The organism is Mesorhizobium album (assembly GCF_033977205.1).
Lineage (GTDB): Bacteria > Pseudomonadota > Alphaproteobacteria > Rhizobiales > Rhizobiaceae > Mesorhizobium > Mesorhizobium album.
In genome coordinates this window covers 1-14,566 of the sequence record NZ_JAVIIW010000081.1, presented here as the reverse complement: position 1 = coordinate 14,566, position 14,566 = coordinate 1, and the positions used below count along the sequence as shown (strand labels likewise).

Here is a 14,566-nt window from a genome sequence, read left to right as displayed (position 1 = left end):
TCGCCTCTCATTACGACTCCTCAGGCGGCCAAAACAGCGCGCTGGCACAAGAGCTCGCCGCAAAGCTGGGCGCCCGCCTGAAGCCGGTGCTGATGGCCCAGCAGGACAACAACTATGATTGCGGCGTCTTCGTCCTCGACGCCACCCGGGCGCTGACTGCACGCCTGGCTGAAGCCGAACCGCCCACCGGCCGGCCGCTCCACCTCGACACCCTCGTCGCCGACCGCCAGGCCTTGCTGGACCGCCTCAGGCCGCTTATCGGCTCCGGTCCATGAAGCTTGCTGCAACGGCTCGCCGACACTCCGGCCTGGTTGACCAGCGGATGATGGCGATTTAAGCGGTGCCACGACCGTCACAGCGACGTTTTAGGCAACCCGCCGCGGATCGTTCAACGGGCGGCATACAGGGGCGGGGCATCAACCTGCTGTGCTGTCGACCTCGGTCTACACGCTCCAGGTCTATGACCGCGTCCTGCCAGGCCGCAGCGGTTCAGCCTCGATCCGCGAACCGACGAGACGCTGACCAGGCTAGCAGCCTGGATCGGCGAAGCCGAGCCGGACTTGGTGGAGACGATTGTCGGCGAGTGGCTAGTGGCGAACGCCTACCCGCCCGTGCCCCGCCAGTGGGACAAGAGAGCGCTGTGGATGGCAAATCGTGATCAACCCGCGAACGCGCCGTCGCGAATGCGCCGATCGTGAGATCGATTGCCAGGAAGCCATGGAGCCCGGTCTCCAGGCAATCGTCGATAACATGCTCGAGGCAGCAGCCTGAACATGCGGTGAGACGGCGGGGGATAACCGCAAAAGCGGTTAGAAGGCCGGGCGAGTTTGAATCATCGTTTCTGCTTCACCCGCCCGACTTTCGCGCATTGTTCTCGACCCAAGCCGATTTGCCGATTACATGGACCGATATGGTCACTTACAACTTCTCCCGTCTTTCTCCTTATGATTTCGAAGAACTGGTCGGGGATCTTCTATCCGCATGTTGGGGCGAGACACTCGAACGCTTTACCGCCGGCAGGGATGGCGGAATCGATCTGCGATGCTTCAAATCCGGCGTCCAGACCATCGTTCAATGCAAACACTACCCAGGCACTGGATTCCGCAAACTGCTGAGCACGTTCAAGCGCGAAGAACTTCCCAGACTTCGAAAGCTGAATCCTGAGCGATACGTTCTGGTGACGTCTGTCGGCCTGACCCCGGGGAACAAGGACGAACTTCGGAAATGCGCGGCGCCGTACATTGGCTCGACGACGGACGTCATTGGACGGACCGAGTTGAACGCCTTGCTGCGGGAACACCCGAAGGTGGAGGCGGACAACTTCAAGCTCTGGTTCACGAGCGCCGCCGTGATGAAGCGGGTGCTGCACAACGCCGAGCGTTGTCAGACGGAGTTCGAGATCGAACGGGTAACGGCATCCCTTCCCATGTTTGTCCAAAGCCGCGCGTTGCCGCGTGCGCGTTCGATCCTCGAAGGCTCTCGGATTGTGATCATTTCGGGCGCCCCGGGAATAGGGAAGACCACGCTCGCCGACATGCTGCTCTATGCCCATCTCGATCAGGGCTACGAACCAGTGGTGATCCAAAACTCGATCGAGGAAGCGCGCAGGCTCTTCGACAGGAATCAGAAGCAAATCTTCTACTTCGATGACTTCCTGGGCGAGACGTTCCTCAACGACGGCCGCGTCTACGAAAAGAACCAGGATGCCGCGCTCGTCAATTTCATGGAGGCGGTAAAACGGACCAAGCACAGCCGCTTCATTCTCACGACGAGGGAACACATTCTCCGCAACGCCGTGGCGGCATCAGAACGCCTTTCGTCGAGCGAGATCCTGCATAGCCGATGCATCCTGGAGCTTGGTGACTACTCAAGGCGCCAGAAGGCCCGGATCCTATACAATCACCTGTTCTTCGGCGATCTACCCGCCGAGTACAAACGGGAGCTCCTGAAGGACGATTTCTTCCTCGACATCGTAAACCATAAGAACTTCACCCCCCGGCTCGTTTCCTGGTTGGCCGGTTACGCCCGCGTTCGCCAAGTCCCGATCGAGGGCTATCGATCTCACGTCAGGGCGCTGCTCGATTCCCCTGAGGCGATTTGGCGATACGCATTCGAGCACCAAATCTCCGACGCTGCCCGGTCGCTCTTGTTGACGCTTGCCTCGCTCGGCCGACATGTCGACCCGTTGGATCTTCGACCGGCTTGGGACGGCATCCACGGTCACAATTCACGCAAGTACAACTTTAGGACAGGGGCACACGAGTTTCGTCGGTCGATCCAGGAACTGGAGGGTTCGTTCATTTCCATCGGACCGTACGGGATCGATTTCCTGAACCCGTCGATACGGGATTTCATGAATCTCTTGTTGTCAGGGGACGATGACTACGCTGACGACGTTATCGCGGGCGCAATCCGCTTTCGCCAGCTTCAAGAACTCCGCGACTTCGCCGTCGAGCGGAACGCGCCCCAGTTGCTCGCGAAGGTCTCTTCCGAGAACGAAAGGTATCTCGCTGCCTTGAGCCGAACGATCTCGAGCCAGCATCTCCGGTGGACGAAAACTGTTGTTGGCCGACAGGGCACGCTTGTCGATTTGACGCCGGAGCATCGCCTGAGCTGGTTGCTCAGATGGGCGGACGAGAGTCGCAATGCGAAGGTATGGCAGTTGGCCACTTCAGCTTTCCAGTTTCTCCAGAGCGAGCAGAACGGCGTCACCGACATCAATGCGATCATCGGCGTGCTTGAGGTGCTGGACGGGGCGCCCTGGGCTCGTGCCCATGGGGGAGAGGGAATGCGTCGGGCGTTGTTGGACAGAATCCTGGAATGCCTCCAGTTCGCCCGCTACTACGAATGGGATCGCCTTCTCGGATACGCAGAGAAGTCTCCTGCGTGGAGCGGTCCGGATGAGGCAGCCGTGTCCGCGGCTCTGGTGCAATACCGTGACGGTGGGGCTTTCGACGAAGTTTCCGATTGCTCAGGCGAGACCGAACTGTCCGAACTCAAAGACGGACTTGAAGATCTGGCAAAGAAATATGGTTTGTCGTTCTACGCACCGCTGTCGCAAATTAACGACCTGCTCGCCGAATTCGATCAACTGGACGATGAAAGGGATGATCGCGGCTTCGGCTTCAACGGAGGGTCGTCCCTAAGCGAACTCTTGGAATTCCCCGCAACGGATGACGAGTTGCGGGACATGTTCCGGTCACTGCCTTTGATCTAGCGCTACAGTGCCTGCGTGTGCGGGCTTGCGGTCGGTCCGGATCCAGACGAGCATCAATATCGAGCCATGCCGAGTGGTCTCCGAGGAACGTCAGAGACAGCTTGGAATTCGGCACAATGTTTCATTGCGATCCCAACACAAGTTGGGCGCCGAAGTTGTCCTTGGCTAGCCGGTCCTCCCGCGGCTGATGTCGGGTAAGCACCATTGCCAATGCCCAGCAAGCATCCGAAGCCGGCAGTACTGCAAGCACAGGAAGCCGACCCGTCTTAGTTGACATAGAACGTCGCCTGTGGTCGAGATCTTCTGGCGAACACGGGGGCTTGGATGGGCAGAAGGATAGTTTTCGCTGCGGCGTTTGCTGTTGCCGCGGTATATCCGCCAGCGCTGATTGCTGCCGATGATCCCATGGCCGGAATAAAGGCGGGATGCGCGGCGGAATGGCCCGACGATTACTCCATGCAGGAATTCTGTATTGACAATCAGTCGAAGTCTCTCAGCCAAGTCGCGGACATCTACCATAGCAACCAAGACGACCAGGAGCGGGCCATTCTGGCCAAATGCTACAAGGATTGGCGGACTGCCACGGGTTCGAACTGGGTAATGGTTGAATTCTGTTATCAACAGCAGCATGACGCTTACAAGCGCCTCGGGAACTGAAGCTCCGAATAGGCGTCACACTGCCTGGAGCGAGGGAGGGAATATTGGGAGCGGTAATTCTGGTGGCGGTCGGACTAGTCCTGCTTGCGGCGTTCCAGTCGGGCTTCAAGAAGCAGACGGGCGTCGATGCCCCGACCCGTAGCGCAATGAGGGGAATTCGCCGCCGGGCGAGAAAGGCCGGCATGAACGAAGAACAGTATTTCAACGAGTGGATAGAGCGGAAAAGACGCAAAAAGAAAGCAAATATGCGTTGATTGTTTGCGTCTCGCCGCGCATTATCGCGCGGGGGTGGGACATGACGAAGTTTCCGAACGCTACTGACGGCGAATTTGTAGTGGAGATTCCGCTGCAGTTCGAGAAATACACCGATGCCGCGATGCTTCGGCTGCAGGCGCTTTACCCTGCATGCCACCTCGCGAGGCAGGGCGGTGGAGTATCGGTAAGTTTATCTGCGGGCTTCGCCGAAGATCAGTTTCGCAAAGATGTTCTGCACGTCGTCTACCGCGAGAAAATCTACGCTGAAACCCTGGTCATGCGACAAGCGCTCGTCGCCGCGGTCACAGGCCGATGAACGTCTGGCCGCTGAAGTTCCGCGAGATGTCGGACGGTTCGGTGCTGTTCTCCGACGATGCGGGCGGATTTTTCAAGTCAAGCCACGGCTTCCTGGATAGGTACGCCGCCGATAGCCTGACTCCCATCGACGGAACGTTTCTTAGGGAGGGAAATCACGGTTTCGACAAGGAACTCGACCTTCACTGGACCTCGTTCGCCTACAGGTGGGCGCGGCGACAGTCGCGGCTGACGAGAATGAACTACGTCATCCTGGTGCCGACACTCCGCTGCAATCTTGCATGCGGCTATTGCCAGGTTTCGCGCGCTCCCGAAAATGCACGCGGGTTCGACTGGTCGTCCGAAACCCTTGCCGGCGTCCTTTCGTTCCTCGACGGTCTGGAAGGCCCAGACGTGAAGATCGAATTCCAGGGTGGCGAGCCCCTGTTGCGGATCGACTTGCTGGAAGCCGTCCGCGACTTCTGCCGGGAAAAGTTTTCCCAATCCCAGTTCGTCGTCTGCACGAACATGCAGCAATTGGACTCTCGCGCATGGGCATTCCTGGATGCCGACGACACCTTCATCAGCACCTCGCTTGACGGAGACCGGGTGACGCATGAGCGACAGCGCACGCACGGCAGCGACGTCACCGACGCCTTTTTTCGAAATCTCGAGGCAGCCGCTTCCCGCTACCCAAAGGTTAAGATCTCGGCATTGCCGACGGTGGACGTTGCAAACCCGCCGGATTTTGAGGCGCTGCTGGACAATTATGAGCGCTATGGAGTCCGGTCCGTCTACCTGCGACCGATAAACCACCAAGGATTCGCGCGAAAGATTCAGCAGGGCGACAATGTACTCGCGCGCTGGAATCGTCTTCATGCCGAATTCATCGACCTGTTGATCGCCCGCAATCACCGGACCGGGCGGTTCATGGAGGAATACTACTTCAGCCAGTGCCTGAAGCGCGTGCTCCGCTTCGGTGCCGACAACCACGTCGACATCCGGAATCCAAACTTCTTCGCCTCCGATTATGTCGTCATAGATCACGATGGCCGCTTCTACCCGACCGACGAAGCCCGGATGCTGTCCAGGATCGGCCGCATCGATCTCACCATTGGCGATGTCGGGACGGGAATCGACCGGGCAAAGGTCGACGTTCTCAATTCCGGGGCTTTCAATCACTTCGATCCGGATTGCATCCACTGCGCCTATCAGCCGTTTTGCGGCACCGACGTGATCGACGATATCTCCCGGTATGGCCGGATCGACGTTCCTCGGCCAGATACATGGTTCTGCGGCAGGCATCTGTCGCTCTTCGACAAGGCCTTTGATGTCCTCTACCGAAAGGACGAGCCGGCGCGCGCCTCGCTGGCCGCCTGGCTCGGCGTGCCCGGCTGGAACGACGACATGGTGCCGACCCACCCATGATACCGTTGCGCATCAAGGTGGAGGCTAACGCCGACCAGCCTTTCGTGGTCCGGCTTCGCTCGTTTGAGGTCGATGCCTGGGAGCAAAGGACTGAGCGATTGAATCCCTTCGATGCGACGTTGGAGCGCGTAGGACCCGAAGGAGCCGACTATGTGGGTGAGGGTGGCTCGATACGAATCCTTGGCCTCGATCCTTCCAAGATCGACGGAGACGTGCTGCTGGTGAATCCACGGCGCGGAACTGCGGATCGCCTCATCCGCAGCTCGTCGCAGCACAACACCTTCCTGGTGACCGAGCGGTGCGACCAAGTCTGCCTGATGTGCTCGCAGCCGCCCAAGAAGCACCACGTCGACCTGTTCCAGTATTTCGAGACGGCGGCATTGCTTGCTCCAGAAGGCGCGACGATCGGCATCTCCGGTGGGGAGCCGACGCTTTTCAAGGATCGGCTCTTCGGGTTTCTGGAGAGCGTTCTGGACGCTCGCCCGGACCTTTCCTTCCACGTCCTGACCAACGGCCAGCATTTTGAAGAGGCCGATCGTCACGCGATGGGCCGCATCGACCAGGGCAGGGTCGTCTGGGGTATCCCGCTCTATTCCCGCGATCCCGGCGTGCATGACGAAATTGTCGGCAAGGCGGGCGCACACGCACGGCTTTTGGGGAGTTTGGCTCTGATGTGCCGTCTGGGTGCCCAGGTAGAGCTCCGCACCGTGCTGATGCGTCCGAACGCAGAGAGGCTGCCGCACCTGGCAAGGTTCATCGTGTCCACTCTGCCGTTCATCCGGACATGGGCTGTCATGCAGATGGAGAACATCGGCTTCGGGCGTATGAACTGGAAGGCGCTCTTCTACGATAGTTCAGAAGGCTTCGATGTTGTCGGCCGCTCCATCGATCTCGTGCGGAGCCGTGGGATCGATGCCTTGCTCTACAATTTCCCGCTCTGCACGGTACCGGAGCCATCCCGCCATCTCGCGCCGGCCACGATCTCCGACTGGAAGCGCTCCTATCGAGAGGAGTGCGACGGATGCTCGTTGAAAGCTCGGTGCGGGGGATTTTTCGAGTGGCATCCAGCTAACCACGGATACAGCAACTTGGGGGCTATCCAATGAAGAAGCGGCTTTACGCGATACCGTCGCTGCTCGCGGCGGGATTCTTGCCAGCCAATGCAGAGGCGCTGCCGACCAGGCCAACGTTGGACGGCGACCTCGGAAAGACGAAATCTCTCTTCGACATCTTCAAGCTCGACCACCTCTACACTCTGGCCGGGCATCGGAGTCACAGCAGCCACAGTTCTCACTCGAGCCATAGATCATCATCGGGCGGCTATTCCTACATCCCGCCAGCGCCGAGCCAACCCGCCCCGCTGTACAGCGCGCCGTCGACACCCGCGCCGACCTACCAGGCGCCCGCCATCGCACCAGCGCCGGCGCCGCTGAAGACGCTTCCGGGTAACGCCTACAAGTTCAAGGAAATTGTCCAGGAGGTCCAGTTCGCCTTGCTCGCGTTCGGCTACTACAGCGGCGAGATAGACGGCGAGATGAATCCTGAGCTGCGGGCCGGGCTGCTGCGCATGCAGGCGGACTACTCTTTGAAGGTAACCGGGACGATCACTCCCGAGACGCTGACTGCGCTGAGGATAGAGGCCAGATAGGAGCTCCTGTCTTGCATAGGCACTGGCGCGAATAGAAACGAGGCCACCTCAGTCGTCGCTGTCGCTGCCGAGCTTGAACATGGCCCCGAACAAGTTGCTTTGTTCGCCAAGCTTTGAACGTCCAAATTTCGGGGGGCACCTTTACTTATGAACGAATTCACGTCGCTTCCATCACCATTTGCGGCCGAGACTGACGCCGACTTGGGTGCTCGGGCCGCGCGGATGATCTGGGACGATCAGCCGGAGGTCGATGACCTGATCGATCCGCGAACTCCCGAATTCGCAAAGGCCGTGGTCACTGGATTGGCGGATGCGCTGGTATCATCGCCTGGTGCCTTGAAAAGGATGATGCGCGGGGCGGCCGCCGCCGCCGAGGATTTGAACGTCGAGCCATTTCAGGGGCTGACGGAGGTAATCCAAAATGCGGATGATCTACGTGCGTCAGAAGTGCGGTTCGCCTTCCGCGACACGGCTGCCGGCCGCAAGCTGTTGATCGTGCATAACGGCCAGCCGGTTGCCTGCCAGCACGTCCTTGGCATGGCGCTCTGCCGTTTGTGACGACCAAGACAAACAGAACCGATCAGCGCGGGCGGTTTGGCATCGGCCTGAAGACGCTTAAGCGCATCGCGGATGATCTCGCGATCCATCCGGCGCCGTATCATTTTTCCGGAGATCAGCTTTCGGTCCAAGTCGTGCCAGCGGAAGGACCGCTACCCGGCTTCTACGATCCCGCGACCGACACGATGATTGTGCTGCGCCTGAAAACGGATTTCAGCGAGGAAGGGCTGGAAGCCTGGTTCGCGGAATGGGAGGACGACGGCCTAATCTTTCTAACCTGGGTATCGAGTTTCCGCTGGTGTGACCCGATAGGCGCGACCTTGCAAGGCCGGACGCTGAGCGTCGGTGTGTGGGAAAACATCGCTCTTGTTGGTGGTCGCGACTCCATCATCGAGCTTTCGAGGCGCGAGGTCGAGAGTACGGCGACGTCGTGGACGGTGTGGCGCGCAACCTTGCGTGTGCCCGGTTATCTGCATCCAGCTCACAAGGCCCGCGCCGACGTGACGCGAATTTCCGTAGCTGTGCCCAGTGCCGCTGGCGCGGGAAGTCTTTATATCGGCTTCAAGACCCGCGTCGCTGTGGATCTCTCATTTTCGCTCGACGCGCAATTCGATCCCAGCACTACGCGCGAGGCCTTGATCGAAAGCACGTGGAATAACTGGCTAATCGAGCGATGCGGCGACGTGCTCGGCGAGATCGCGCATGGCCGTACGCGTCCGTTGCCTCAGCATTCTTCCCCCAGCGCCTTCGATCTTCGCTTTCGTAGCGGAAACGCGGCCGAGGCTGGCATCTCGACGACGAGAGCCTGGCGCGCGCAGGACACTACTGCTCCTACGCCCGCAGGGCGACGGCGGTGGTGCTCATGCCAGGTTTTCCGTCGATCCCCACTTTCTGGCGGCCCGCAGTGTTCTTCCTGCCGTGGCGTACGACGGTGACCCGCTGCGGCGCGGCCGCAAGCCCGTCCCGGTCGCGCAAGGCGTCGACATGAAGCAAGCGGCGATTCGGCGCGAGGTTTTCGGGCATGTCGACCCGGCGATGGACGCCCTGGATCGCTTCTTACGGCGAACCGGGCAGCGCTGGGAGGTGCTCTATCTCCGAGAGCGCGATCGCTGCCAGAGAGCTGGCGAAGCCTTCGACTGGTCCGAGCTGCCTGCCGACCCCGGCACGCTCTCCTAGCGACCTTTTCGGGGCCGTCCTTTCAGGACGACTACTCCTCTCCAAAAAGACAGAGTGCGGATTCCAGCGTGAAGCCGGCCGCCATTCCGATCAAACACCGGCCACCATTCCGGTATGAAGCCGGCCGCCATTCCAACCAAAGACCGGCCGTTTTTCGGCACTGAAGATTACCTCCTGGATCAGCAACTTTGGCACCAATTACCTCGCGATGAACGAGGACATTTTGATGCCGGCAAAGAGAAGGCTGACCATGAGATAGTTGAGACAAGTGCTTCGGCTTGCCGGAAGCGGGATCAGCTCACGCGAGATTGCGGTCGTGCTGGGAATAGCATGCAGTACGGTGCAGGATAATCTGCGGCGCGCAGCGGCAATCGGGTTGAGCCGACACTGGATACCGCGGCCACAATGCAGAGCCACAAGTTCAGAATCCCATGGGGTGGATGACGGCCCGCGTTTTTGCAGAATAATGGCCGTTCCACCAACCGCTTATTCTGAGGCCCTTGATGTTTAAGATCGAAAGACCCGCGACCGCCATCCAGACCAATCTTGCTGCAATTTTTGTGTCGATGGAACTTTCCCGATCGACCTGGTTGATTACGTCCCTGTTGCCGGGGAACGGTGAGAAGATGTCGAAGCACCCGATAGCTGCTGGTGACATCACCGGTCTGTTCGCTCTCTTTTCGAAGCTACGGGAGAGAAGCCGAGCCAAGACTAGGCAGACCTATCCGATCATTACGATCCAGGAGGCTGGTCTCGACGGCTTCTGGATCCACCGTGCGCTTATGAAGGAGGGCATCGAGAGCCATGTCGTGGATGCGGCATCAATTGCGACACCCCGCAGACGGAGACGCGTAAAGACCGATCGCGTCGATGGCGAGGTTCTGCTTCGCGTCTTGTTGGCCTTCAAGAGGGGTGAACCGCGCGTATGCTCGATGGTGCTGGCCATCTCCCATGAAGAGGAAGATCGGCGGAGGATCGGCCGGGAACGCAAGGCGCTGATGGTCGAACGCGTCGGCCATGTCAACCGCATCAAGGGGCTGCTGCTCTCGCAAGGCATCACCGACTACGAGCCGCTTCATAAAGATCGGCGACAGCGGCTTGAAGACCTGCGAACAGGAGACGGGCACGCATTGCCAAGGCACATGAAGGCCCAGATCAGTCGAGAACTAGACCGGCTGGAACTGGTGATGGAACAGATCAAGGCGGTCGAGGGTGAGCGCGAGGCGCTTATCGCGGCGCAGAACACGGACAAGACGAAGCCGTCGCCCGTCACGATGCTGCTGGGGATTAAGGGACTCGGCGCGGAGTTTGCCAATATCCTCTGGGCGGAAGGGTTATTCCGGCATTTTGATAATCGCCGTCAGGTCGCCGCCTATGCCGGGCTGGCGCCGACGCCTTGGCAGAGTGGCTCGATCGACCGGGAACAAGGTGTGTCGAAGGCTGGCAATCCAAGATTGCGCACCACGCTCATCCAACTGTCTTGGTTATGGCTGCAGCACCAGCCAGATTCGGCATTGGCAAAATGGTACAAGGCGCGCGTCGAACACAATGGCGGGCGAATGAAGAAACCGACCATCGTTGCGCTGGCACGTAAGCTGCTAGTCGCCCTGTGGAAGTACGTAACCTCCGGAGTCGTAATCGAAGGTGCTATTATGAAAAAGGTATAGCGTTTCGCTACTTTAGCCTTTCCGAAATCTACCGGGATCTCATGAACCCCGGCGGATCCAGGTGACGAACCTATGAAGACCCTGGCAAAAATGTCGTAGTTCAGAATGGTCTCGTCATCCTGGGCTCAGCCCGCCGAAAGCGGGATGTTGGTGCAGCCGCGATCAATGGCGACCGAATATGAGGTGGATTAGGCTCAGCAAAACGAGCCGCGTCACGTAGTTGAGCCCGCAACCTGGAGCCGGAAACCTTATGAGGATGTCGAATATGTTCCAATCTTGACATCGCCAACCCCATATGAGGGTCTTCACCGAAGCGGCAGATGCGCCGCCGCTCCGCCATCGAGCCATCGGCCACATCAAGGCCGAACACCGGATGGACCGCAACTACTCGCCGGCGAGCAGGGCGACGCCGTCAACGCCATCCTGGCCGCGGCCGGCTACAACTTCTCGCTGCTGCTCAACTGGTTCGGGCAGCTTTTGTGGCTGCTGATCGCCGCGCTCCAGCCGGCCGAAATCCCTCGAAGCCTGACGAGCTTCATTGTTCACGGGCGACTAGATAGGGAGAGCGTGATTTTTCTGCAGACCCAGTTCGCGCCGCACTCGGATCGCTCTCATAAGAATTCAACGGATTGGGAGATGGGGGCGGCCAGTTCTTAGTTCGTTAGATCCCCAATTTTTAGTCGGCTTCTCTTACAGCCGCGCCTTGAGCGCTTCCGCGAGGCTCCAAACACCTGCGCATGAGGCAACGCCTGAATCTCGCGGAGCATCGTTACGTGAGGCAATACGCACGCTCACCTAGGTTGCCGCGCCGCTTGGCTGCATAGGCGAGGCGCGGCATCACCAGATCCGACAGCTTCGCAACGGCGGCCGGACGGGGCTTGTCGAACGGGAAGATCGGCGGGCCGTGCAGCGAGTTCCTCCTTCGCGCCTGGAGTGATGATCTCGACTGCGTCCTGCCGCGCTCTCGGTCCGTCAGCCTGTCGACAGCTGAGCCCCATAGAACAGTTTCCAGCCGCCAGGGCGGCTTGAGCTGCTCGGAACAGGCAAGGGAGATACGATGGGTCCCTTTAGCAATATCAATCGGTCCCACGTCTCAGATTTCGCCCGCACAGACGATGCAGGCTCGCAACAGCAGCAGACCGACCAGGCGCGTTTTCAGGGGCATCTGAACGCGTTGCCGCCGGGCCAGCATCGGCAAGCCGTTCCAAACAGCCGTCTCGCCAGGCGGCGGACCGGCTCACATGCAGATGCGGTTGGTCCGAGCATGCTGCGAGAGGAGGACGCGGAAAGCGGTTCGCAGTTGCCCTTTGCTCCACCAGCTCACTCACCTGCGCAGAGTTTTGACCAAGAGGAGCTCTTTGCCGCCGCCGATCGCGCCGGGCCGTTTGCGGCTGCAAGTTTCGCTTCGCAGTTCTGGCAGGATGCGGAGCGGGTGGTCCACTCACCGGCGCAAAGTGTCGATCAGCCGCGGAGCCGCGCAGCGATTGGGGTCGGTTACGAAGCTTCGAGTTCCATGCCGCCGCGGGTCAACCTGCCCGCCACGGGCTTTGGAAGCGCACCCCATGTCGTGAACTTCGCTCACGTCGTCACGGACGCATATCGGCCTGCGGCCAGTCAACAGGGCGATTTGACCGGCGCGCGCCATACAATGCCGGCCGCGGCGCCGCACCAGGCTGCCGTCGTTCAGCGAACGCGCCGCCGCAAGCGCGGCCGCGAGCATCCGGACGAGGCGCTTTTTGCCGCCTACCGTGCCGAGGTGGCTAAAACAGCCAAGGTGAGTGAAAGCTCGATCACTGGCGATATAGTGGCGCTGCGCAAGTTCAGCACATGGCTTGACGAGAACCATCGGACCCAGATCGCCGGCCGGATTGAGGACCCGGGATTGGACGCACTGGCGAAGAACTTTGTGGGCAACAATGTCGTACTACTGAGCGACACCAAAGTGGCATTGGGAAGGCTCCGGCAGCATTCTGCCGGACAGCCTGTGACGGCTGTTTCGACTGTTCGACCCGGCACGAAGGACGATGAGGAACTCTTCGCCCAATACCGGGCAAAAGCCGTGGCCCGCATCAAAGCACGAACCTTGGGGAACGATCTAGCGGCGCTGCGCAAGTTCAGCATATGGCTTGCCGAGAACCACCAGAGCCAAATCCACGGTCGGATTGAGGACGAGCAGCTGGACGGCCTGGCGAAGAACTTTGCGGGCAACGATGCCGTACTACTGAGCGACATCAACGTGGCATTGGGAAGGCTGCGGCAAGCCTATGCCGGACAGACTGTCACAACAGCTAAAACTCGCCCCGTCAACGAAGAGAACCAGGTGATCGAAGATGCATGTCGGTCAGCTGCAAGCAGGTACGGAAAAGACACGCTAAAAGTCTATCGGAGTCATTTGTGTCGTTTCAACGAGTGGCTCAGTCAGAACTTCGGCAAGGGCATTGCCCAGATTGAACCCGCGGTGCTGAGCCGGGCGGTTGACGAGTACAAGAAGAACGCAGGCCCCCGTTTCGGCACAGCCTGGGGCTTTCTGCAGAAATACCGGCAAATGGTCGCAGCCAACAATGCACTGGGCCTGTCAGCCCATGGGCAAGCGGCCCCGCGCGAGCAGCCAAGCGGCCCGGCCATGGGAACTGCCCAGAGCGCCTCACCCGTCGCCTTCTCGCCCATCCCCATGTCCCCGAGCGACCCGGCCTGGGACGTGCTGCGAGCCTTCCATGAAGAAGAGGCCGCACAGCCTGGCGCGCCAATGGCTACCAATGTGCAGCGATTCCATCAGACGACATCGCTCCCGCCAGAATTTGCCCCCGTGCCGCCCCCATCCTCGCCTGCTCAAAGTGCCGACTCGTCCTCGACCTTCGCCGGCCTTGAACCACTGTCTCCCACACCTTATCGGCGTCCGGATTTTGATCTGAATGCGCTCACGCCCGGGCAACTGGCTGAGGAGGGTAGCGGCTTGGGCCATTGGACCGCAGTTGACGGCTCGGCAAGTGCCCAGCCCGGCTCGTCACGCAGATCATCGCAGATCTATGCCGGTCTTGATGACATCGTCGACTTGCAGGACGATGCCGGCTCCGCGCCGCGGTCGGACGCTGCCAGGTCGAGATCGATTGCCGGGCCATCGTCGTCATCGAGAGAGCCTGGAGAAGGTTCCACGGAGCTCGGGCCACAGCTTAGCTCGCGGGAGCATGCCGATTTGGGGGTAAGGCCCGCCCCCTCGCAGGAAAGTTACGATCAGTCGCAACTTTGGCAGGAGGTGGACCAAGCTGGGCGGCAGGAATCTGCCGGCTCCGACTCGAATTGGTCGCCGCAGATTCCGTCGGATTTTGACGCGACTACGTGGCCAACGCCGAAATCCACGTCAGCTCGCTCGTCAGACATCTACCGCGGTCTTGATTCCTTGGTCGATTTGCCGTCCACACCGGCCGAGCTGCGTGATGATGCCCATTATGCCCCGCCTCCAGGTACAGCCTCCGACGCTCAGGTTGAGGCGCTCGATCCGCAAGCCTCGTCTCACGACCGCAGCGGGCTGGCACTAGGCGCCACGGAATGGCTGAACGATGAGCATATCCAGAGAGATTACGAACTTCTGGCGCAGGAGCTGCAGAGGGAAAATCCAGATCTCGCCGCCCGAACGCGGCTCGTCGACCCGCTGATAGCCCACTACCA

The 14,566-nt window shown here is 60.0% G+C and carries 11 protein-coding genes and 3 pseudogenes; all 14 read left to right on the top strand.

Going from position 1 to position 14,566, the window contains the following annotated elements; genetic code table 11:
- Nucleotides 1–275: pseudogene (locus tag RFN28_RS33575) on the top strand (Ulp1 family isopeptidase); the annotation flags it as partial.
- Between the two features lie 635 nt (nt 276–910).
- Complete coding sequence (locus RFN28_RS33570; RefSeq protein WP_320276743.1) at nt 911–3,217, top strand: nSTAND3 domain-containing NTPase; 2,307 nt, start codon at nt 911–913, stop codon at nt 3,215–3,217.
- Nucleotides 3,218–3,541: 324 nt separating this feature from the next.
- Nucleotides 3,542–3,874: a hypothetical protein gene (locus RFN28_RS33565; RefSeq protein ID WP_320276742.1), complete on the top strand. Its 333-nt coding sequence runs from the start codon at nt 3,542–3,544 to the stop codon at nt 3,872–3,874.
- Nucleotides 3,875–3,918: 44 nt separating this feature from the next.
- The gene (locus RFN28_RS33560) at nt 3,919–4,128 is read left to right on the top strand and encodes a hypothetical protein (protein ID WP_320217843.1); all 210 of its coding nucleotides are present in this window, start codon (nt 3,919–3,921) and stop codon (nt 4,126–4,128) included.
- A 41-nt stretch (nt 4,129–4,169) separates the two neighbouring features.
- Nucleotides 4,170–4,445, top strand: coding sequence for a hypothetical protein (locus RFN28_RS33555; RefSeq protein WP_320276741.1), 276 nt, complete (start codon nt 4,170–4,172; stop codon nt 4,443–4,445).
- Nucleotides 4,442–5,851, top strand: coding sequence for a His-Xaa-Ser system radical SAM maturase HxsB (gene hxsB / locus RFN28_RS33550; protein ID WP_320276740.1), 1,410 nt, complete (start codon nt 4,442–4,444; stop codon nt 5,849–5,851). The genes RFN28_RS33555 and hxsB overlap by 4 nt, the downstream gene beginning before the upstream one ends.
- Nucleotides 5,848–6,957 carry a His-Xaa-Ser system radical SAM maturase HxsC gene (gene hxsC / locus RFN28_RS33545; RefSeq protein WP_320276739.1) on the top strand — a complete coding sequence of 370 codons (1,110 nt, stop codon included), beginning with the start codon at nt 5,848–5,850 and terminating at the stop codon, nt 6,955–6,957. Before hxsB ends, hxsC begins: the two co-directional genes overlap by 4 nt.
- Nucleotides 6,954–7,499, top strand: coding sequence for a His-Xaa-Ser repeat protein HxsA (gene hxsA, locus RFN28_RS33540; protein ID WP_320291430.1), 546 nt, complete (start codon nt 6,954–6,956; stop codon nt 7,497–7,499). The genes hxsC and hxsA overlap by 4 nt, the downstream gene beginning before the upstream one ends.
- 147 nt (nt 7,500–7,646) lie before the next feature.
- Entirely contained in the window at nt 7,647–8,057 is a 411-nt protein-coding gene (locus RFN28_RS33535) for a hypothetical protein (protein ID WP_320276738.1), read from the top strand.
- Entirely contained in the window at nt 8,054–8,992 is a 939-nt protein-coding gene (locus RFN28_RS33530) for a hypothetical protein (RefSeq protein WP_320291429.1), read from the top strand. Before RFN28_RS33535 ends, RFN28_RS33530 begins: the two co-directional genes overlap by 4 nt.
- Entirely contained in the window at nt 8,976–9,233 is a 258-nt protein-coding gene (locus RFN28_RS33525; protein WP_320217895.1) for a hypothetical protein, read from the top strand. The genes RFN28_RS33530 and RFN28_RS33525 overlap by 17 nt, the downstream gene beginning before the upstream one ends.
- Before the next feature lie 503 nt (nt 9,234–9,736).
- Nucleotides 9,737–10,900 (top strand): IS110 family RNA-guided transposase, encoded by a 1,164-nt coding sequence (locus tag RFN28_RS33520; RefSeq protein WP_320276735.1) that lies wholly within the window; start codon nt 9,737–9,739, stop codon nt 10,898–10,900.
- 311 nt (nt 10,901–11,211) lie between these two features.
- Nucleotides 11,212–11,401: pseudogene (locus RFN28_RS33515) on the top strand (IS5/IS1182 family transposase); the annotation flags it as partial.
- A gap of 556 nt (nt 11,402–11,957) precedes the next feature.
- Nucleotides 11,958–14,566, top strand: a pseudogene (locus tag RFN28_RS33510) (hypothetical protein); the annotation flags it as partial.